The organism is Acinetobacter sp. 809848 (assembly GCF_000581275.1).
GTDB classification, from domain to species: Bacteria; Pseudomonadota; Gammaproteobacteria; order Pseudomonadales; family Moraxellaceae; genus Acinetobacter; species Acinetobacter pittii.
Map to the genome: position 1 here is coordinate 1 of NZ_JEXG01000052.1, position 21,215 is coordinate 21,215.

General features: G+C 36.8%; 15 protein-coding genes, 1 tRNA gene and 1 pseudogene. 7 read left to right on the forward strand and 10 right to left on the reverse strand.

Annotated features, from left to right (window positions below; all coding sequences use genetic code 11):
* Both J536_RS22450 and J536_RS22455 read right to left on the reverse strand, forming a co-directional pair.
* Positions 1–481 (reverse strand): MetQ/NlpA family ABC transporter substrate-binding protein (locus J536_RS22450; RefSeq protein ID WP_032064013.1); only part of this gene is annotated, 481 nt, incomplete at its 3' end.
* A 446-nt stretch (positions 482–927) separates the two neighbouring features.
* A tRNA-Ser gene (locus J536_RS22455) sits at positions 928–1,017 on the reverse strand.
* A 352-nt stretch (positions 1,018–1,369) separates the two neighbouring features.
* Between J536_RS22455 and greB the strand changes: the two genes are divergently transcribed.
* The 3 genes from greB (at position 1,370) to J536_RS22470 (ending at position 4,681) form a co-directional block, all read left to right on the forward strand.
* Entirely contained in the window at positions 1,370–1,840 is a 471-nt protein-coding gene (gene greB / locus J536_RS22460) for a transcription elongation factor GreB (protein WP_017480520.1), read from the forward strand.
* 220 nt (positions 1,841–2,060) lie between these two features.
* Positions 2,061–3,035: a 3-oxoacyl-[acyl-carrier-protein] synthase III C-terminal domain-containing protein gene (locus J536_RS22465; RefSeq protein ID WP_017399205.1), complete on the forward strand. Its 975-nt coding sequence runs from the start codon at positions 2,061–2,063 to the stop codon at positions 3,033–3,035.
* Between the two features lie 533 nt (positions 3,036–3,568).
* Positions 3,569–4,681, forward strand: a complete 1,113-nt coding sequence (locus tag J536_RS22470; protein WP_032057444.1) for a transglycosylase SLT domain-containing protein — start codon at positions 3,569–3,571, stop codon at positions 4,679–4,681.
* Between the two features lie 90 nt (positions 4,682–4,771).
* Here J536_RS22470 and J536_RS22475 read toward each other — a convergent pair whose 3' ends face one another.
* Together J536_RS22475 and ttcA are read right to left on the reverse strand one after the other, a co-directional pair.
* The gene (locus tag J536_RS22475) at positions 4,772–5,155 is read right to left on the reverse strand and encodes an SCP2 sterol-binding domain-containing protein (RefSeq protein WP_002118641.1); all 384 of its coding nucleotides are present in this window, start codon (positions 5,153–5,155) and stop codon (positions 4,772–4,774) included.
* Positions 5,156–5,359: 204 nt separating this feature from the next.
* The gene (ttcA, locus tag J536_RS22480) at positions 5,360–6,265 is read right to left on the reverse strand and encodes a tRNA 2-thiocytidine(32) synthetase TtcA (protein ID WP_002118895.1); all 906 of its coding nucleotides are present in this window, start codon (positions 6,263–6,265) and stop codon (positions 5,360–5,362) included.
* 573 nt (positions 6,266–6,838) lie between these two features.
* Between ttcA and J536_RS22485 the strand changes: the two are divergent.
* A pseudogene (locus J536_RS22485) lies at positions 6,839–7,630 on the forward strand (lytic transglycosylase domain-containing protein); the annotation flags it as partial.
* 258 nt (positions 7,631–7,888) lie between these two features.
* Positions 7,889–8,794 (forward strand): protease HtpX, encoded by a 906-nt coding sequence (gene htpX, locus J536_RS22490; RefSeq protein WP_002118851.1) that lies wholly within the window; start codon positions 7,889–7,891, stop codon positions 8,792–8,794.
* 49 nt (positions 8,795–8,843) lie between these two features.
* Here the strand turns inward: htpX and J536_RS22495 are convergent, their stop codons facing one another.
* Together J536_RS22495 and J536_RS22500 are read right to left on the reverse strand one after the other, a co-directional pair.
* A complete protein-coding gene (locus tag J536_RS22495; protein WP_032064015.1) occupies positions 8,844–9,419 on the reverse strand; it encodes a DUF4112 domain-containing protein in 576 nt (191 codons plus the stop codon).
* 70 nt (positions 9,420–9,489) lie between these two features.
* Positions 9,490–12,585: a multidrug efflux RND transporter permease subunit gene (locus J536_RS22500; RefSeq protein ID WP_032064016.1), complete on the reverse strand. Its 3,096-nt coding sequence runs from the start codon at positions 12,583–12,585 to the stop codon at positions 9,490–9,492.
* A gap of 263 nt (positions 12,586–12,848) precedes the next feature.
* On the opposite strand from J536_RS22500, the gene J536_RS22505 reads away from it, so the two are divergent.
* Positions 12,849–13,991 carry a glycerophosphodiester phosphodiesterase gene (locus J536_RS22505; RefSeq protein ID WP_032064017.1) on the forward strand — a complete coding sequence of 381 codons (1,143 nt, stop codon included), beginning with the start codon at positions 12,849–12,851 and terminating at the stop codon, positions 13,989–13,991.
* A 46-nt stretch (positions 13,992–14,037) separates the two neighbouring features.
* Here the strand turns inward: J536_RS22505 and J536_RS22510 are convergent, their stop codons facing one another.
* Positions 14,038–15,000 carry an MBL fold metallo-hydrolase gene (locus tag J536_RS22510; RefSeq protein WP_032064018.1) on the reverse strand — a complete coding sequence of 321 codons (963 nt, stop codon included), beginning with the start codon at positions 14,998–15,000 and terminating at the stop codon, positions 14,038–14,040.
* A gap of 106 nt (positions 15,001–15,106) precedes the next feature.
* Between J536_RS22510 and J536_RS22515 the strand changes: the two genes are divergently transcribed.
* A complete protein-coding gene (locus J536_RS22515; protein WP_032057438.1) occupies positions 15,107–15,481 on the forward strand; it encodes a diacylglycerol kinase in 375 nt (124 codons plus the stop codon).
* 173 nt (positions 15,482–15,654) lie between these two features.
* On the opposite strand, the gene groL is transcribed toward J536_RS22515, so the two are convergent.
* From groL to J536_RS22530, 3 genes are all read right to left on the reverse strand, one after another.
* Positions 15,655–17,289, reverse strand: a complete 1,635-nt coding sequence (groL, locus tag J536_RS22520; protein WP_002120607.1) for a chaperonin GroEL — start codon at positions 17,287–17,289, stop codon at positions 15,655–15,657.
* A 58-nt stretch (positions 17,290–17,347) separates the two neighbouring features.
* Positions 17,348–17,638, reverse strand: a complete 291-nt coding sequence (locus J536_RS22525; RefSeq protein WP_002120604.1) for a co-chaperone GroES — start codon at positions 17,636–17,638, stop codon at positions 17,348–17,350.
* A gap of 240 nt (positions 17,639–17,878) precedes the next feature.
* The coding region (locus J536_RS22530; protein ID WP_032064019.1) for an Ig-like domain-containing protein at positions 17,879–21,215 on the reverse strand (3,337 nt) is incomplete at its 5' end.

The following is a 21,215-nucleotide window of genomic DNA, read 5'->3' on the forward strand; positions in this document are numbered from 1 at the left end:
CAGATTGTAATAATGTTAAAGCACGCGCTTCGTTAGCAGTGTCGTTTGGAATCGCGATAGTCGCGCCTTGTGGGAACTCTTCAACAGATTTAACTTTATTTGCATAAATACCCATTGGCTCTAGATAAGTTGTCGCAACAGCAGCAACTTTAGCTGTATTTGAAGAGTTATAAGCTGCCAAATAGTTAAATGACTGGAACGCATTTACGTCTTGTTCGCCACTTGCTACAGATGTATTCAATACAACATAGTCAGTCAGGTTAGTCACTTCGAGTTTAATGCCCGCTTGAGCAGTTTCAGGAAGCGTTGCAACGTATTTCCATACGTCAGTGTCTGAACCTGTTGAAACCAATTTAATAGTTCGAACTGACTCAGTTTTGTCTTTAGCTGATGCTGTATTTTCAGTTTTTGCAGGTTCTTTATTACATGCAGTCAGTGTTAGAACAGATGCGCTGAACAGAACACTAAATAATTTTTTCATAGATACATCCTAAAATAGGAAACGCCTATCTTTCAAAAGAGTCAGGCATTGCCAACCAATGGGTCAAAATACAATTTTGGGGCGGAAATAATTTCCTGATATCGGGTTTAGAAAACTGAATTCAGCATCATTCCTTCCTTGAACTTGCTCGCTGAACAATAGAATTATGTTTTGAAACAGTTTCTAAATATTGGCTCATCATATATCAATAAATGAATATTCTACAAATAACTTGTTCGATTCTGATATATAGAAGCTTAATTGGTAAGATATTGAAAATAAAAAATATATTATATAAATATAGTAATTTTGATTAAAATATATACTTGTTTGATTTATATGAAATTTTCAGGATTTATTAGCAGTATTTAAGCTAAATCTTACTGTAATGTAGACACTAGGTATAAAAAAAAGCCCTTGTCATTAACAAGGGCTTTTTAAGAATCTGGCGGAAGCGGTGAGATTCGAACTCACGGAGGACTCACACCCTCGTCGGTTTTCAAGACCGGTGCATTAAACCGCTCTGCCACGCTTCCAACGAGCGCTATAATATAAATAAAAATTGAAGTTGGCAAATCTTTTTACTTAAGTTTTCATCTAAATGCTCAAAATAAAAACAAAAAACCTTAAATTTTTAGTTTTTATCTACTTATTGCTACTTTTCATCTTAAACAAAACTCTCTTTTGAGATTCTTAGCTATCTTTGACAGCAGAACACTCTTGGCATAACTAAATGATATTCGTCTATCTTTTTGATAACATATTCACACAGATAAGAAGCTTTACGCTTTACTCAGGGTATTCTGCCCTTTGCACTTACTGATAAGTTTTAATTCCTGATGTAGTTTCTAACGAAACTATCTATATGAAAGAAGTTTTGGCCATATGATGAATCGCAAACTATTAACGGCTGAAGGTTATCAACGATTACAAGATGAGTTAAATGATCTTGTAAGAAAAGAACGTCCAGAGATTACTAAAATTGTGTCATGGGCAGCCAGTCTTGGTGATCGCTCAGAAAATGCAGACTATCACTACAACAAAAGAAAACTACGTGAAATTGATCGTAGAATTAGATACCTAACCAAACTATTTGAAGTCGCACATAAAGTTGAATATAGCCCTGAACAAGACGGAAAAGCATACTTTGGAGCATGGGTTGAGTTAGAAAATGACGAAGGCGAAGCTATTAAATTTCGCATAGTCGGCGATGAAGAAATTTACGGTCGTAAGGATTATATTTCTTTGCAATCGCCTATGGCAAAAGCTTGTTTAGGTAAAAGTATAGATGATGAAATACAAGTTCAAACTCCTAAGGGTAAAATGATTTGGTATATAACAAACATCTCTTATCAATAATTTAATTTTTATTACAATATAATTAAGTGAAATATAATATTGAATTATATTGTCATTGAAAATCAATATAGCTCATTGATTTTTAATATACACCTATATAAGCTCATGTATAAAAATAAAAAACATAAAAATTAAAATTAAAAAAATAAATAAAATGCTATCGATAATAGATTAAAAACCAAACAAAATTTTATTTTTATAATAAAGAGATTATTTAACTATGAAAGGTATAAAAATTTCTGCTATATCAACCTATCATCCAGAAACAATTAGAAATAATGATTACTATTTAAATAAATTTGAAGATAAAGACAGTTTAAATAGAATTTTTGAAAAAGTAGGTAGAAATAAAAGGCATGTAATTATTGATGAGGAAGAAAATGCTCTCACAATGGCAATTCATGCTTCAAAAAAATTATTAAAAAATTATAATATTTCACATGATAGTATTGATATTATTATCTTTTCCTCTACAACATTACAATATCTATCTCCAACTAATGCTTTACTTATTCATTCAGAACTAAATATTAAAACTGACTGTATATGCTTTGATATAAATGCTAATTGTTTAGGAATGTTTGTTGCCCTTGAACAGGCATCAGTTTTACTAGCGTCTAAAGAGAGCTACAAACGTGCACTAGTGATTGGATCTGACCATCTAACAATGCTCGGAGATGAAAAGCAACCAATTCCTTCAACAATTGTAGGAGATGCAGCAGCAGCCATAATACTTGAAAAAAATACTGGTGATTCAGGCATTATTGACAGGATGTATCAGACAGATAGTAGTTTTTGTAAAACTATTGTTTTTCCTCCTCATGGTTTAACGAATTACCATAGTAAGGAACAAAAAATTCATTGGGCACCATTTACTGGTTTAGAAAGCGTGGAATTTGCTGCGGACGCGTTAGAAAAGTTATTAAAGAAAAATAATTTAAAAATTGAAGACATATCTTGTTTTTTATTATCTCAATTTACAAAATCTAATATTGACATTCTTCAGGATAAAATCAATATACCTACTGAAAAAATTGAATATATTGGAGATCAATATGGGTATACAGGAGTAAGTAGTTTTTTTATTGCCTATAAAAAACGTTTAGAAAAATCACTTATAAATAAAGGCGATATTATTGTTTTTTGGTCTTTAGGAGCAGGTTATCAGACCGGTGTAATGTTATGGAAGATTTAATGAAAAATAACTTATAAAAATATTACCTTAGTTAAAAGATACTTTTTTAACAAGTATCTTTTAACTTCAATTTAATTATAAACAAATTAAATTTATTAGAACAAAACTAAATTATTTTATATTTTCAATTATTTAACTTATATCAATTTACCTAGTATCTAAATCAAATTTCACGTTGTACTAACACGATGGCTACAAAATGTAGCATTTTATACCCTATTTTCTCACATCAGAAGTGTATAAATTTTCTTCCTTAAGAAATTCATGTGTTTATGATGATATATCGAAGTTTTAATTGTACAAAATTTGACATTACTTTTTTTCAATATTATGATGCGCGCAGTTTAAATGTTGAGCATTTTTTAACCCACTCGAAAACTATGTAGATTTTCTACACAGTTTGTTTTTTTCATTTCATGTCATTTTGAATGACGTCATGACTGCCCACCCCTTATTGAATTTATCAACTTTTAGAAGTTATGGCAGCTTTTTGTCTGACTTTTAGGGCATAAATTATCTGTAGCGGAGACAACATGCACAGTAATTCAAGTTCTGGGTCGAGGCTTTGCCTTAACTCTTTATTTTCTTCTCTCCCGTTAAAAGCTCTTGCACTTAGTACTATACTTCTCCCATTTCATAGTCTTAATGCAGGAAAAACCCTACAGTACAATACTGTAGTTAACACAAACACTTTAACTGTTGTTGCGGTAGAAAGCCCGACAACCGTTTTCAAAGAAGATCAGTTTTTACATGGTTTTGGTTATGATCTAGCACGTAACTATGCACAGAACCTAAATGTAAAGCTGGACTTTAAAATCGTGGCAGACAATGCCACTGCACTTAGATGGGTTCAGCAAGGTAAAGCAAACTTTGCAATGACTACAGCAGGTTTAAGCACAATCGAAAACAAAGGTTTAATGTCGTTTTCTGCAAGTTGTGGTGACACAGCAAATTTGCAAAAAAATGGCTTAAATCCTGAGTTAAGTTGGGTATTTAAACAGGCTGATGACCCACTCACACAGACCGCCAGCGGCTTTGTATGCCAGAGTAAGCAAAATGGTGTGACCCAGCAGCTTGCTTCTTTTTATAACCGCAATGTGGTTAAACCAGAAGCATGGTCAACCATTCAACGTGACTTAAGCACACGTTTACCGATTTACAAAGCAAGCTTTAAGCAAAGCGCAGCGAAGTATGATCTAGATTGGCATTTACTTGCTGCAATTGGTTATCAAGAATCATATTTAAAGCCAGAATCTGTTTCTCCCACAGGTGTCCGCGGCTTAATGATGTTAACCAATAGTACTGCTCGAGCAATGGGTGTAAGCAATCGTAGCGATCCTGCTCAGAGCATTCAGGGCGGCGCGAAGTATTACGATTTGATGCTAACCGAATTTGATAATATTCCGTTCCCTGATCGGAACTGGTATGCACTTGTGGCCTATAACATGGGACCGGGTGCGGTAAGTCAGATTCAAAAGCGCTTGCAGTCTCAGGGGAAAGATCCGAACAAATGGGTCAATCTCTATGACTATTTGCAAAGTAATAAAACGCGAAATGGTCGATATAAGCAAGCAGTTCAATATGTCACTCGTATCCGTGCTTATCTTGAACATATCAAAACGGCGCAAACAAGAATCAATATCTAATTTTTATTTTTAAAAGTTGATAAATTCATTGTTTGTACAAATAAAAAGCTTACCTCTTTGGGTAAGCTTTTTATATGAATTCTTTTAGATTTAAGCTGTATGCTCTAATACTTTCTTAAACAAATCTTTTTGTTCTTGGCTTGGCTTAGCTGTTTGTAAAGCCATTAATTGAGACATGTCGCCTTGAACTTTAATTTTACCAGTCATGAATGCCTGCATAGCAGCAGCCATATCAAACTCTAAGAATACTTTACGTAAAGTCTCAGCATCCATATTTAAAGTTGTTTTGGCATTTGAAGACAAACCTTTTTGGATTTTACCCCCATCTAAAGCTAATTCGGTATTTCCAGAAGCATCTGTCACTACTAAATTAATTGCCAAGTTCGCAAGAGCGGGCGGCAAATTAAGATCACCTGCTTCAGCAGTTAATTTTTCGACAGTCGCAAACCAATCTTCAGTTAAAAATGCAGGCATGATTCTTCCTCAAATTTATTTGTTCAATTTCTCTGGTTGTCTATCCAGACAACATCATGTGAAGCAATTCTGCTTGTGGCTTGTTATAGCATGTAATTTAAATTTTGGGCTATGACTTTTTGTACGGAACATTCATTTTTTAGTATTTTGATACATTAAAGGCACTTGTTTATAAAGTGCCTTTAACATTCTTTATGCTAGCGTTTATTCAGCAGCGAAGCTTAAATTCACGACATCTAAACGGTTCTTAAGCTCTTCCGGATCTTTAATATCCAACTCGCGCTGAGAATCTAGAGCCTCGAAATCAAACAATTCGCGGTCTGCTAACTGAGACGGAGATACGTTTTGTAATGCCCCGAAAATGCTGTGTAAGCGCTTCGGATACTGTTTATCCCATTCACGTAGCATTTCATTAAGCATGGCACGCTGTAGGTTTTCCTGCGAACCACAAAGATTACATGGAATGATTGGGAACTGACGAATCTCGGCATATTTAATAATGTCTTTTTCTTCAACATATGCCAAAGGACGAATCAAAATGTTCTTTTTATCTGACGATAAAAGCTTTGGAGGCATCGCCTTTAAGCTACCACCATGGAACAAATTCAAGAAGAACGTTGCAATGATGTCATCACGGTGATGACCTAAAGCAACTTTAGTCGCACCAATCTCTTGTGCAAAGCCATATAAAGAACCACGGCGTAAACGTGAACACACTGCACAGTAGGTTTTACCTTCAGGTGTTAAACGTTTAGTAATGGTATATGTGTCTTTTTCTAAAATGTAATATGGAATGTTGTTCTCTTCCATATAACGAGGCAAAACATCTTCAGGAAAGCCTGGTTGTTTTTGGTCGAGGTTAACCGCAACCACCTCAAAATTGATTGGTGCAATACGCTTAAACTGCAACAAAATATCGAGCAAGGTATAACTGTCTTTACCACCAGACACACACACCATGACCTTATCGCCATCTTCAATCATATTGAAGTCACGAATAGCATGCCCAACTTGACGGCGAAGCTTCTTGAGCAAACGGTAATAGGCCGAGCTTGTTGGAAGTTCAGGCTTAAAATTAAATCCCTGATTGGACTCAACTGGCGCGTACATAGACGAGATATACCCATAAATAAAAATACCGCGCAATTTTATATGATTCAGAAGAGAATCGCATCAAAAGAATAGTTTCAATTCTTGAAGTCGTCACATTGCTCGTGCATGATGCAAAACACATGCTCTATTTTGACTGAAGCGTTCAAAATTTGTGCAAAATGCTTACTTTTTGGACTTTTCCACAGTTTTCCACAAAACCTGTGGATAAAATTGTGGATTTCTTCGTACTTGACAAACTGTTTTGGCCTTCTGTTAAGGGTTTTCTTTAAATTGATCATTTTTTAACCAATGTTTTTTATTATTAATAATCAACATGTTAACCATGTCAATAGAATCATTTTAAAAAAAATTTTTAATTTTTTTTGATGAGCATTCGAACAAATCAGCTTGATTTTTTGAAAGAGTCGAAATAAAAAAAATTACACAAATCTTCTTTAAGTAATATTTTTTGATAAACTCTTTTGCAAGTTTTGAGTACCTAAAAATTGTGAATAACATAAAATGAAAAATTCGGTTCAATTTCTTATTTCTTGTTTGCTGGGGATGACCACTTTTACGGTCGGCATAACTTCGAGTTCAGCAGGTCAAATGTATATTTACCAAGATAAAAACGGTAGTACATTACTCACCAACCGAAAAAGCTATGACCACTCTCTTAAAAAAGTAAAAGTGACCTATTATCCTGATAGTAATATTCACAATTATACAAACTGGGGAGCATCAGAAGCTTCTGTTTTGCCAAGCTACAATAAAAATAAGAACGCTTTCGACCACATTATTAGACAAGCTGCACAACAACATGGTGTTTCAGAAGGTCTAATTAAAGCCGTTATGCACACCGAGTCAGGATTTAACGTAAGAGCTCGTTCGCCAGTAGGTGCTCAAGGCTTAATGCAGCTTATGCCTGCGACTGCCCGTCGTTTTAATGTCTCTAACGCCTATGACCCGCAACAAAATATTTTTGCAGGCGCTAAATATTTAAGCTGGTTACTCAAGCGTTTTAATGGAAACACACAAATGGCGCTTGCGGCTTACAATGCTGGTGAAGGTAATGTCGACAAATATGGCGGTATTCCCCCTTTCCGTGAAACACAAGATTATGTGCGCCGTGTAACAAGTCGATACCAAAACCTATATGCATCGGGTTCAGGTTTTTCATCTTTTACGAATGCTTCAGTACAAACCGTTTCACATCCTTCTAATTTGGCAGAAAACACAACAGCTCAAATTACGACTCAATCACCTAAATATTCATCTTCTCGTCAAATCGTGACTTTATCTGACGGTACCTATACCGATGCACCAACAGGCACTTATGTCACCAATAATGCCACCGCAATTGCCCATATACGAATTGAATAAACAGTAAAGAAGAACGGCGGCTCGCAGTTCTATTTAGATAAGTTTAGATGTTTTAAATTGTAATGATCTATTACCTGATCTTTACCATTTTGACGAATTTAGCCAATTATTCTTTAAATTTAGGTACATTCTGCTACATGAAAGAATGTATCAATTCCTTATTTTTTTCTTGAATTTTTCCCCCAAGCCCCGCATATTAGCTTCATGATTTCGAATTTGTAAATCAGATAACATTTTATTTATAAGAGGATTTTCTCAATGATGCGGATTGGTTTGTTTTTGCTTACCAACCTCGCGGTACTGGTTGTAGCTGGCATTATTTTGTCACTCTTCGGTGTCGGTAGTTACCATGGCGCGGGTGGCTTGAATCTAGGCAACCTTTTAGTGATCTGTTTTGTGTTTGGTATGGTGGGATCTTTAATCTCGTTATTCATGTCAAAATGGATGGCTAAGAAAACGACCGGTACAGAACTGATCGACCCGAATGCTCCTCGTAACCAAGCTGAAAGCTGGTTATTGCAAACAGTCGCTGAACTTTCTCAACGTGCTGGTATCAACATGCCAGAGGTTGGTATTTTTCCATCATATCAATCCAATGCCTTTGCAACAGGCTGGAACAAAAATGATGCCTTAGTTGCCGTTTCATCTGGTCTACTTGAACGTATGAACAAAGATGAGCTACGTGCAGTGCTTGCGCACGAGATTGGTCACGTTGCGAATGGTGACATGGTTACCCTAGCGCTCATCCAAGGTGTTGTGAACGCCTTTGTTATGTTCTTTGCTCGTGTCGTTGGTGACTTTATCGACCGTAATGTCTTTGGTCGTCAAGACGATGAAGCCCCGGGTATGGGTTACTTCATTATTACCATGGTATTGGATATCGTCTTTGGTATTCTCGCTTCTGCCATTGTGATGTGGTTCTCTCGTTATCGTGAATACCGTGCTGATGAAGCAGGCGCACGTTTAGCAGGTAAACAAGCAATGATTTCTGCATTATTACGTCTCCAAGCTGAGACAGAAATGCCAGATCAAATGCCAAAAGAAATGAAAGCCTTCGCAATTGCGGAAGGTAAAGAACAAGGTTTCAGCTTAGCTGCTTTGTTCCAAACCCACCCAACAATTGAACAACGTGTGGCAGCTTTACATCAATTAGATTGCCCATAAAACGTTTAATGTAAAAATAAAGCCTCCAAATGGAGGCTTTATTTTTTTATTACATTGTTTGATAGAGACCCCAGAGATAACTTGCGCCCCACCAAACAGCTAAACCAATTAAAAGCAGTACAAGCGCACCTACTAAATCAGGAATATGCAACCATAACCAACTGACAACAGGATTTCGCCAGAAAGCTGAATGCTGTTGCTTCTTTTCGAGCTTTTCATGTAAATATGGATGAACGACATGAATATCACTCTGAATCGCATATTCTTCGCGTATATGCGTATGAACTACATCTAGTGCTTTTCGACTGGGTCTTATAAAAATATCAAAAATAGTCCCAGCCACAGGAACAAAGCCTACTACAGCATCTACAACAGCGAGTTTGATGACTGGCGTTAGCTTATGTTGAGGTACACCAATTTGTTTGGCTTTATAAATCGCATAACACGTCAATGCAAAACCAGCGACATCACCTGCAATTGGAATCGTACTCAGCGCAGCATCGGCACCAATACCTTGCTTTGTAAAAGGTATGCGAACTGCACTGTCCATCATGGTTGCAAACTTGGCCAGATCTCGTTCTAGTGCGATGACCTGTTGCTCTGTTAATTTTTTTTCTTGAGGCATTTAAATCAAATATATAAAGAGAAGTTAATTTTAATATACTTGATTTAATACCTCTTTTAAAATTATTTACTTAACGAGTAATTTTCGATCTAAACAATGAACGCAATAACACGTACATGACTGGAATAAAGAACAGAACCAGTACTGTACCGAACATTACGCCACCTAAAATACTAATACCGATTTCTTGACGGCTTACAGCCCCTGCCCCTTGCGCAAAAACAAGAGGAATCACACCTGCACCAAAAGCCAAAGAAGTCATTAAAATCGGTCTTAAACGTAAGCTCGCGCCTTCTAAAGCTGCTTCAATTGCACTCTTACCTTTTTCTTGCGCCAAGGCAGCAAACTCAACAATTAAAATTGCATTTTTACAAGACAATCCAATTGTGGTTAACAGTGCAATCTGGAAATACACATCATTTGGTAGACCAAAAATATAAGAAAAAATGACACTTCCTCCGACACCTAGCGGAATAGAGGTCATCACAGCTGCAGGAATGCTTAAGCTTTCATAGAGTGCAGCTAAACATAAGAAGATAAAGCCTGCCGAGATTAAATATAACCAGACGGCCTGATTTGTCGACTTTTGCTCTTCAAAAGATAAACCTGTCCATGCCAAGCCAACGTCTTTTTGCTGATTTACGAGTTGTTCAACATCTTTCATTGCCTGACCTGAACTACTACCACTTGCAACATCTGCTTGAAGCTGTAAGGCACTATAACCCATATAACGTTTTACGATTTCAGGAGCGCCGCCCCAACTGAAGTTAGCAAATGAGCTAAAAGGTACCATTTCATTTTGGTTATTACGTACAGACCAATTATATAAATCTTCCGGTTTTGATCTGAACTGGGCATCACCTTGAATCATGACACGCTTGATACGACCACGGTCAATAAAGTCATTTACATACGTTCCACCCCACGCACTCGACAAAGTGTTGTTAATCGCGGGTAGCTCTAATCCATTTGCTAATGCTTGTTTCTGGTTAATTTTGATATTGAGGTTTGCTTTACTGTTAGTAGATTGCTTATCAAAGTTTTCAAAACTTGAATAGCTTTTACTCTGTGTTTGCAACTGACGGAAGGTGTTATCTAGAAAATCTTGCCCTTGCCCATTCAAATCTTGAATCCATAAATCCAGACCATCTGTTTGGCCTAAACCATTGACTGAAGCAGGTAATGTCACATTAATTTGTGCATTACTAAATTGACTGAAATATTTCATCGCACGCTTTTGTATAGCGTCAGCTGAATTTTCTTTTCCAGTACGCACATCCCAAGGTTTTAAGGCAATAAATCCTTGAGCCAAGTTTTGGCCTGTACCAGAATAATTTCGGCCATAGCGAATCAAAACCAGATCTACATTCTTATCTTCTTGGGTTAAGAAATACTGACGGACTTGTTCTCCAATTTTCTGACTTTGCGAGATTGGCGCACTATCAACAAGTTTAATTTGAACACTTAAAATGCCTTGATCTTCTTTAGGAATAAATCCACTTTTTAAACCACTATAGAACAGTGCAAAAACAGCAATCAAAGCCACAAAAATCACGATAACCGATTTACTATAACGGATGCTTGTTTGAACGATCTTGATATATTGATTTTTAAGTTGATCAATTTTTTTATTAAACCAAACTGCCCAGCGCATAGGCTCTGGATTCGGTTTTAAAATTAAAGCGCATAACGCAGGTGTTAAGACTAATGCCACGACGAGTGATAATGCCATAGCCGCAACTAAGGTAATGGAAAACTGACGGTAAATCACGCCAATTGAACCACCTAAAAACGACATTGGAATAAAAACAGCAGTTAAAACCAATGTAATTCCGACTAAGGCACCACTAATTTCTCCCATCGACTCAATGGCTGCTTCTTTCGGTGTTAAATGCTGTTCATGCATGAGCCGTTCAACATTCTCAACCACCACAATCGCATCATCTACTAGCAAACCAATCGCGAGCACCAAGGCAAAAAGCGTTAAGGTGTTAATACTAAAACCGAGCACATATAAAACAGCAAAGGTTCCTAAAATAACAACAGGAACGGTAATACTCGGAATGAGTGTAGCGCGCCAGCTTTGCAAGAACAGGAACATCACCAAAATAACTAAAATAATGGCTTCAATAAGCGTCTTTACAACTTCTTTAATAGACTCTTGAACAAACGGCGTATTATCTCGTGGATAAACAATTTTATAGCCAGCAGGTAGCTTGGTTGTAAGCTGATCTAGAGTTTGATGGATGAGTTTAGAGGTCTGAATCGCGTTTGCACCAGAAGATAGTGAAATGCCTAAACCAGCGGCCGGATAGCCATTAATAGTGTTAAAAGACTGATAATTTTCTGCACCCAACTCGACTCTAGCAATATCTTTTAAGTAGACATAGCTCGCTGTTTGATTTGCTTTCACTACAATATTTTTAAAATCTTCGACTGTTTTTAGTCGAGATCCTGCGGTGACTTTCGTATTTAAATATTGTCCATCAATGACAGGTAAATCACCGATTGCACCTGCGGCAACTTGTGTATTTTGAGCAGTGATTGCATTCGCTACATCACTTGGCATTAAATTATATTGTTTTAATTTCTCTGGATTTAGCCAGATTCGCATCGCATATTGCGAACCGAAAACATCAGACTCACCCACCCCTTCAATACGGTTCAGGTCATCTACCACATGCGTAGTTAAATAGTCCGATAGCTCAATATTGCCCGATTTACCTGTAGAGTCATATAAGCCTACCACCATAAAAGTATCGCCGAGTGACTTACTCACGGTCACCCCTTGGCGTTGTACTTCATCGGGTAAACGTCTTATGACCCCACTAATACTATTTTGTACTTGGACCTGTGCTGTATCTGGATTTGTGCCATTATCAAAACTAATAGTAATTCGGCTACGTCCTGATGAATCACTGGTAGAGCTGAAATAAAGTAAATTATCAATACCTTGTATTTGTTGTTCTAAAATCTGAGTAACACTTTGCTCAACCGTTTGTGCATCCGCACCACTATAACTTGCCGAGACTGTAATTTTAGGAGGGGCAATATCAGGATAGCGCTCTACGGGTAAATTCAGCACCGAGAAAATACCAAATGCCATAACAATAATTGCGAGTACACTGGCAAAAATGGGACGCTGAATAAAAAATTTAGATAGCATGGCTGCTCAGAATTAGGTCGTCAATTAACAGATGGCAATACCAAATTTGCCCTCTTGATCATCAACGAGCGATATAAAAAAGACAAGTAGAATTAACACAATAAATGCAATTAGAACAAAAACAAAGCAAGAACTGGCATTTCCTACAAACCCATAAACAAGGTTTTAACAAGTGTCACTGAAAATTCATGAATTCTTCATGATCACGTCAAGTTCAATCATCAGACTAAATACGTTTCGACTAAAACAATATGAGTAGAATTATGTTTAAAAGAGCACTTTTATGCTTAAGTTTAATTAGCTTGGTTGGTTGTAATGATGACGATAAAACTGAAAACTCACCAACCACACCAGAATATCAACTTCCTAAAATTTTAGTGGTAGGACACCGCGGCGCGAGCGCTTTGCGTCCTGAACACACATTAGCTTCATATCAAAAAGCGATTGATGATGGCGCAGATTTCATTGAACCTGATTTAGTCTCTACAAAAGATGGCGTATTGGTTACTCGTCATGAAAATGAGATTGGTGGAACAACCAATGTAAGCACTTTAACTCAGTTTGCAGACCGTAAAACAACAAAAAATATTGATGGTAAAGACTTAACAGGCTGGTTTACAGAAGACTTCACTTTAAGTGAATTACAGCAGCTTAAAGCGCGTGAACGTATTCCAGAGTTCCGACCAGCAAACACAGCCTATAATGACCTCTACCCTGTCCCGACGCTAGAACAAGTGATTGAACTAGCTGAAGCAAATTATAAGAAAACGGGAAAAATTATTGGTTTATATATTGAAACCAAACATCCGACTTACTTTAAAAATCAGAAACTGGCAATGGAAGATACCCTTCTTAAAACCTTAGCCAAATACAAATATACACGTGATATTGCACCTGTCTATTTACAGTCTTTTGAAGTGAGTAATCTAAAATATTTAAAAGATCAGCTCGACCTTCATAAAACGATTAAACATGCACAAATCATTCAATTATATGATGCTAAAACCTCTCAACCAGCCGACTTCGTTGAATCTGGCGAAACTAAAACTTATGCCGATTTAGCCACCGCACAAGGCTTAAAAGACGTGGCTAAATATGCAAACGGTGTAGGACCAAGCAAAGGCTATATCCTTAACTTTAATGACAGTGGCTCAGTTCAAACGACTTCGTTTATTACTGATGCACATACAGCTGGCTTGAAAGTACATCCTTATACTTTCCGCCCAGAAAATAATTATTTACCAACACCTTTAAAATGTAGTCAAGATAAACCAGCGGAGCGCTGTCCATCTGGTGCTTTAAAAGAGTTTGAAGCCTATTTTAAAGCTGGTGTTGATGGAGTCTTTACAGATGATCCAGCACTTGGCCGTGAAGCCGTTATTAATTATGAAAAAGCCACAAAATAATTAAAGTTTTTAATAAAAAAAACAGGGCAATAAATGCCCTGTTTTTTTATTTCTCTACAACATTATCAAAATAAAGTGGGATCCACTGATATTGCTCAGCATTTACTTTATAAACATGGCCAATGCCCGGAAATGGTAAATGTGGTGCGGCAACCCATTGTTGCTTATTTGAAATTTCAGCAAACATTTTTAGACGGGTATTAATTGCCTGCTCAGAATTCACATCAAAATCTACCCCAGTTTTTGGAGCATCAAATTGCAATGAATGTGAGTGGACAATGTCTCCAACAAAAATGATTTGCTGATCATTACTTTTTAAGCGGAAGCTATGATGACCTGGTGTATGACCACGAGTATCGATTACCTCAAAACCTTGAATGACGTCGCCATCTTTAAATGTTTTGAATGCTTTTTTTGCTTGGTATGGAGCAAGAGCAGTTTTTACGTTTTTAACAGTACCTAAATAATTTTCTTTTTTGTCTGCTGGTACTGTTTTTTCAGAAGCTGGATTTAACCAGTAATCAGCTTCACGCTCATGTGCATATACAATTGCATTTGGAAATACGGCTTTTCCATTTTGAGCAATACCGCACACATGGTCTGGGTGTAGATGAGTAAGTAAAACAGTTTTTACATCAGCAAGCTTATAACCAGCCAATTCAATATTTTTTGCAATCGAGCCAAGTTGCGGGCCAAAACAACTTGCTGCCCCACTGTCTACAAGCGTTAAACTTTTTCCATCATCAACTAAAAATGCATTTACCGAGGTTTGAATCCCTTTCTCATTAACAGCAGCATATTTGGTTAAGATTTTAGTTTTCTGGGCCTGATTTAAATTTTTGAATAAATCAGGATTTAAATAAATCGTACCATCAAGTAAAGAGGTTACGCGGTAGTTTCCAAATTGATGGTGATAATATCCTGGTACTTGCGGGATTGCTGTTGGCTCAGCATAACTTGCATGGATGCTTCCAATTGCAAGGCCCAACGCTACACATAATTTTTTCATCTTTTCTTCTCTATTGAGTTATAAAGTCGAAATCTTTAAAAAAGATTTAATAATTTTTTAAGACCCAAATTATATAATGCATGAAAAGTGTCAGAAATATAAGTATATGAATAGCTATTCTCCCTATAAGGGTAAAAGCGGTCTTAAGCGCATATTAAATGCAACGGGCTACTCTATTTCAGGATTTAAAGCAGCCTATAAAAATGAGGCAGCTTTTCGTCAAATTGTTTTGATTAATATTATTTTGATTCCGGCTAGTTTTTTTCTTGATGTGAGCCGTAGTGAACATGTATTACTGATTATTGTATGTCTTTTTGCAATGATCGTTGAGCTATTCAACTCTGCTATTGAGGCTGTGGTTGACCGAGTCTCACTTGAAAAACATCAGCTTTCTAAAAATGCAAAAGATATGGGAAGTGCTGCCCAATTTGTTGCACTCTCTATCATTGCTATTACATGGTTAATTATTTTATTAGGTTAAAAAAAACCATGCCTACAAGTAAATAAGCATGGTTGTAACAAAAGAGGAACTTCTAGCTGCTGTTCCTGTTTTTAATATAAATAATGGAACTTAATTATTTCTTAAAATTACGTGAAAAATAAAAAAATCCCTGCATAAGCAGGGATTTTTTTGGTTAAAGCGTTGATGCGTTATTACATCATGCCGCCCATACCACCCATACCGCCCATATCTGGAACAGCTGGTTTATCTTCAGGAATGTCAGTAATCATACATTCTGTAGTTAACATTAAGCCAGCAACAGAAGCTGCATGCTCAAGTGCAGAGCGAGTTACTTTAGCTGGGTCAAGGATACCCATTTCTAACATATCGCCATATTCACCAGTTGCAGCGTTGTAACCAAAGTTACCTTCACCACCTTTAACTGCATTGATCACTACAGATGGCTCATCACCAGCGTTTGCAACGATTTGACGAAGTGGAGCTTCGATCGCACGACGTAAAATGTTGATACCTGCTGTTTGGTCTTCATTAGCGCCTTTTAAGCCATCTAATGCATTAACCGCACGTACTAGAGCAACACCACCACCAGCAACAACACCTTCTTCAACTGCTGCACGAGTTGCATGAAGCGCGTCATCTACACGGTCTTTCTTCTCTTTCATTTCAACTTCAGTCGCTGCACCGATTTTAATTACAGCAACACCGCCTGCTAATTTAGCAACGCGTTCTTGTAATTTTTCACGGTCATATTCTGAAGTAGATTCTTCAATTTGAGCACGGATTTGTTGAACACGCTCAGCAATACCAGCAGCATCACCAGCACCATCAACAATAACAGTGTTTTCTTTAGACACAGTGATCTTGTGCGCAGTACCCAAATCTTGAAGAGTTGCTTGCTCTAAAGACATACCAACTTCTTCAGAAATAACAGTTGCACCAGTCAAGATTGCGATATCTTGAAGCATTGCTTTACGGCGGTCACCGAAACCAGGAGCTTTAACAGCACACACTTTAATAATACCGCGCATGTTGTTTACAACAAGTGTAGCAAGCGCTTCACCTTCAACATCTTCAGCGATGATAAGAAGTGGTTTACCAGTTTTTGCAACTGCTTCTAAAACAGAAATCAATTCACGGATGTTGCTGATTTTCTTGTCAACAAGAAGAATGAACGGATTTTCAAGTTCAGCAGTTAAAGTATCTTGTTTGTTTGCGAAGTACGGAGAGATATAACCACGGTCAAACTGCATACCTTCTACAACGTCTAAAGCGTCTTCGAAGCCAGAACCTTCTTCTACAGTAATTACGCCTTCTTTACCTACTTTTTCCATCGCTTGAGCGATAAGTTTACCAACAGTAGTATCAGAGTTAGCAGAGATAGAACCTACTTGCTCGATCGCTTTGAAATCGTCAGCTGGTTTTGCATTTGAACGGATATTTTCAACTACAGTTTTTACTGCGATATCAATACCACGTTTTAAATCCATTGGGTTCATACCTGCAGTTACAGATTTGATCCCTTCATTTAAAATTGCTTGAGCAAGTACAGTTGCAGTTGTCGTACCGTCACCAGCGATGTCGTTAGTTTTGCTAGAAACTTCACGAACAAGTTGAGCACCCATGTTTTCAAACTTGTCTTTTAATGAAATTTCTTTAGCAACAGTTACACCGTCTTTAGTAATGTGCGGAGCACCGAAAGAACGATCGATAACAACGTTACGTCCTTTAGGGCCTAAAGTCACTTTAACCGCATCTGCAAGTACGTTTACACCTGCAATCATTTTTGAACGCGCTGAATCACCAAATTTTACGTCTTTAGCTGACATATTAAACTCCGAATCTTTTTAAATACTGAATCTGATAATGAATTGAGTTATGGATTGATTAGCCTTCCAACACAGCTAAAATGTCTGACTCTTTCATGATTAAGAGTTCTTCACCACTTACTTTCACTGTTGTACCTGCATAAGTACCAAACAATACTTTGTCACCAACTTTAACATCCAAAGCACGTACGCCATTCTCAGTGATTTGACCATTACCTACTGCAATTACTTCACCTTGAGATGGTTTTTCAGCAGCAGAACCTGGAAGTAAAATACCACCAGCAGTTTTGGTTTCTTCTTCTACGCGACGAATTACAACGCGATCATGTAATGGACGAATGTTGCTCATAATTAACTCCATCAGACTAAGTCTTTTTGATTAATCGTTATTGCTTTAATCCAGAGCAATAACAAAATATTTAGATGTCACTTTTGTGGGGATGAAAAAAAAGGCTTCAAGGGGAAAATGAAAAAAAACTTATCTTTTTTGGTCATTTTTTAACAAGTTGTGAAGAGTTTTTATTAAATTTAAAGCACAAAATAAAAGAGGCTATTTTCATAGCCTCTTTTATAAAGATAAATATTAATGTTAAACAAAGAGTTGCTGGTTATTTAACAATTCATCTAATGTTGTATTTACCTGATTTAAAGTTATCAATGAAACACTACTAAACATTGTACCTTCACCATCTCGGTCAAGACTAATAGTCGTGTTTCCAGCATCTTGCTCTACAGTAATAAATTTCGCTAATGTGCTCACGTCTTTAGAATAGTCAATTAATAGTTCACTTAAATCGATTTTGTCTGCTTGAGTATCAGTTCTTACATCACCTAAAGTAAAATCTAACACCGTATCATGTCCATTCCCACCAGTCGCATCTTGGCTATTTAGCAATTGGAACAGTATGGAATCAGTACCTTCATTAGTCATATAGGTATCGTTACCTTCACGCCCATTCAAAACGTTATTACCAGAGTTACCTGTTAAAAGATTATCTAAAGCATTGCCTGTTGCATTTAGATGAGCAGAACCAACCAACTCCAAGTCTTCAACATAACGACCACTTTCTAGACCTGTCGACCAATCAGAATATCCAACCAGACTATAACTCACAGAGCTAATTATTTTATCGTGTCCACCAAAATCAACATCTCGATAGCCTGATTCAACAAGTTGGTTCTCCCAATAACCGCTTTCTACGAAAACATCTTGATAGTGGCTAGTATCTACCCAAACATCTTCATAATGACTTGTATCAACATAAACGTCTTCATAATGACTAGTATCAACCCAGCCTTCTTCTGAACGTATATAGGTCAATTCATAACCTTCTTGCCATTGTCCATTCGCAAAATCATAATATTGTTGTTCATATCGACCATAATCGCTATCTGCCATGCCATTATCAATATAAGTTATACCATTCTGATTTTGATAAACATTTTGTACAGTTGAATAACCACTTGTGACCAATTGGGAATCATAATAACCATCAACAAACCATATCTGTTCGTAATGACCTTCAGTGACCCATTCTGGATATGTATAGCTATTATCAATCCAGACATCTTTATATATTGCATACGGCTCAACAATATATTCTTGAACAAAATCAATTATATGATCAACTATATAAGTATTATCAGCAGAATCACCTTTAAACTGATCAACAGTGATTGTAGTTAAATCACTAATTGCTTTATTGATAGTTTCACTACGATTTCCAGCACGATCAATAACAGTAAGATCAAATGATGTTGCATTCTCATACATATAAACAGAGAAAGTTCCATCAACCATAACCGTCGTACTTATTACAGAAGTTACAGAAGATTCTTGATCAGCAAAATGATATATAACTTCAAGGATAGCTCTACTTTCTGCATGTCCCGTGAGCTCTCCCAATCCATTTATGGCAAGTTGTGTGGCTACATTCGGTACTGTTGTATCATTCGTAGCAACAATCGTTGAGCCCACACTTATATTTTGATTGGCATCAACTACTTTTACTGTCAATGTTTCACCATGCCAATATTGTGACCATAATTGCACCCAGAAAGTACCACTACTTCCCACAGTAGTCTGACCAACTAAATTATTATTAGCATCGAAAATATTAACAGTTGAATATGCTTCAGCCTCCCCAGAAAGTATATTTCCTTCTTCCAATACAAGTTGTGTTGCTGCATTTGGCGCAACGATGTCTATCGGTGCCTTAATTTCTGTATAAACGCTTTGATACCCATTATGTTCCACAACAACACGTAAAGTTTGTCCATTCACCTGAGGTGAGTATAACTGGATATTAAAATATCCAGTTTCATCTACAGAACCACCGCCAATATAATCACTATACACATCAAAAATATGCATCTCACTATTTGGTGTAGCAGTTCCCTCAATGAAGAAACCATTTTCAGATAAAACAACATGATCTGCTGATGGTGGTGCATTAGTATCTGCAGTAAAAGTAAAATTAAATGGCGTACTTATATTTTTAGCTAAATCCGTTGCCGTGATAAATAATTGCTCTCCACGTAATACAGGTGGATACATACCAACATTGAAATATCCAGCTTCCTCCATTTGAAATTCTGCTCGTAAATCTCCATCCGCATCTATTACTTTAATAATTACTTTTGAATCAGCATGTCCAGTTATCTCATGACCGTCGTTACTAATCGCTACCTCATTAATCACTGGAGCAATATTGTCTAATGGCGCAATAAGTTCAGTGATTGGGCTGTATTGATATGTATTCTGGTCATAAACTCGAATTAGTAACGTCTGTCCATGTAGATAATAGCTATTTAACTTAATAGCAAAACTACCATCTTCATTAACTATACTGCTCCATTCTCCATTAATGATCTGACCATCAGTAGATGTGACAACAATCGTCATTCCTGCTGTCGCCTTACCTGTAAGAATATGGCCATTTACATCCAATTTTAGCTCTGTTGCAGCAATTGGTGAGTTGGTAAATAAAGGTACTATTTCATGAACAACTTCACTGCGGTTACCAGCTTTATCTTTGACAACAATACTTAAATTTTGTGTCTGGTATTGACTCAAATTGATCCATTGATTAAAGACCCCACCATATCCAACATCAGTTGTTATGATAACTGCACCATATTGATCAATAATTTCAATCGTTGCATTTGGCTCAGCCTCACCAAAAAGCAATCCGTCTGAGGTTAATGTAATATGTGAAGCAGCTGATGGTGCAACATCATCAATTAAAGCATTGTGTTTAACCTCAATACTTCGGTTACTTGCTTGATCAATTACAACAAATGTAAGCTCTTCTCCATGTAAATACACTTGATTAAAATAACCTGACACGTTACCAGTACTATCTACATAACCATAACCTACAACCTCACCCGTAGCATTTTTGACTTCAATCCGAGTATTTACTTCTGCTTGCGCTGTAAAGTTTTGACCGTTTGAGTCGAGCACAATATTTTCAATCGGATTTGGCGAGATATCATCCATTAAGGCATTCTGCTTGACCTCTGTACTGCGGTTACCAGCTCGATCAACTACAACAAAAGTAAGCTCCTCTCCATGTAAATACACTTGATAGAAGTAACCAGAAACATTACCCATGTTATCGGTTGAACCAGATCCTACCACCTCACCAACAGCATTTTTAACTTCGATTCGACTATCTGCTTCCGCTTGCGCTGTAAAGTTCTGTCCATTGATATCAAATATAATATTTTCGATTGGATTCGGTGCAATATCATCAGTTAAAGCATTTTGCTTAAATTCAATACTTTGATTACCTGCTTTATCTATAACAATAAAAGTGAGTTCCTCACCTTTTAAATAAACTTGATTCAAGTAACCCGAGACATTACCATCACCATCCACATAACCAAAACCTACAACCTCACCCACAGTATTTTTGACACCA

Excerpts from the sequence above, each read along its gene's own strand:
- greB (WP_017480520.1), top strand. The coding sequence starts at position 1,370 with ATGAATCGCAAACTATTAACGGCTGAAGGTTATCAACGATTACAAGAT.
- J536_RS22465 (WP_017399205.1), top strand. The coding sequence starts at position 2,061 with ATGAAAGGTATAAAAATTTCTGCTATATCAACCTATCATCCAGAAACA.
- J536_RS22470 (WP_032057444.1), top strand. The coding sequence starts at position 3,569 with ATGCACAGTAATTCAAGTTCTGGGTCGAGGCTTTGCCTTAACTCTTTA.
- J536_RS22475 (WP_002118641.1), bottom strand. The coding sequence starts at position 5,155 with ATGCCTGCATTTTTAACTGAAGATTGGTTTGCGACTGTCGAAAAATTA.
- ttcA (WP_002118895.1), bottom strand. The coding sequence starts at position 6,265 with ATGTACGCGCCAGTTGAGTCCAATCAGGGATTTAATTTTAAGCCTGAA.
- htpX (WP_002118851.1), top strand. The coding sequence starts at position 7,889 with ATGATGCGGATTGGTTTGTTTTTGCTTACCAACCTCGCGGTACTGGTT.
- J536_RS22495 (WP_032064015.1), bottom strand. The coding sequence starts at position 9,419 with ATGCCTCAAGAAAAAAAATTAACAGAGCAACAGGTCATCGCACTAGAA.
- J536_RS22500 (WP_032064016.1), bottom strand. The coding sequence starts at position 12,585 with ATGCTATCTAAATTTTTTATTCAGCGTCCCATTTTTGCCAGTGTACTC.
- J536_RS22505 (WP_032064017.1), top strand. The coding sequence starts at position 12,849 with ATGTTTAAAAGAGCACTTTTATGCTTAAGTTTAATTAGCTTGGTTGGT.
- J536_RS22510 (WP_032064018.1), bottom strand. The coding sequence starts at position 15,000 with ATGAAAAAATTATGTGTAGCGTTGGGCCTTGCAATTGGAAGCATCCAT.
- J536_RS22515 (WP_032057438.1), top strand. The coding sequence starts at position 15,107 with ATGAATAGCTATTCTCCCTATAAGGGTAAAAGCGGTCTTAAGCGCATA.
- groL (WP_002120607.1), bottom strand. The coding sequence starts at position 17,289 with ATGTCAGCTAAAGACGTAAAATTTGGTGATTCAGCGCGTTCAAAAATG.
- J536_RS22525 (WP_002120604.1), bottom strand. The coding sequence starts at position 17,638 with ATGAGCAACATTCGTCCATTACATGATCGCGTTGTAATTCGTCGCGTA.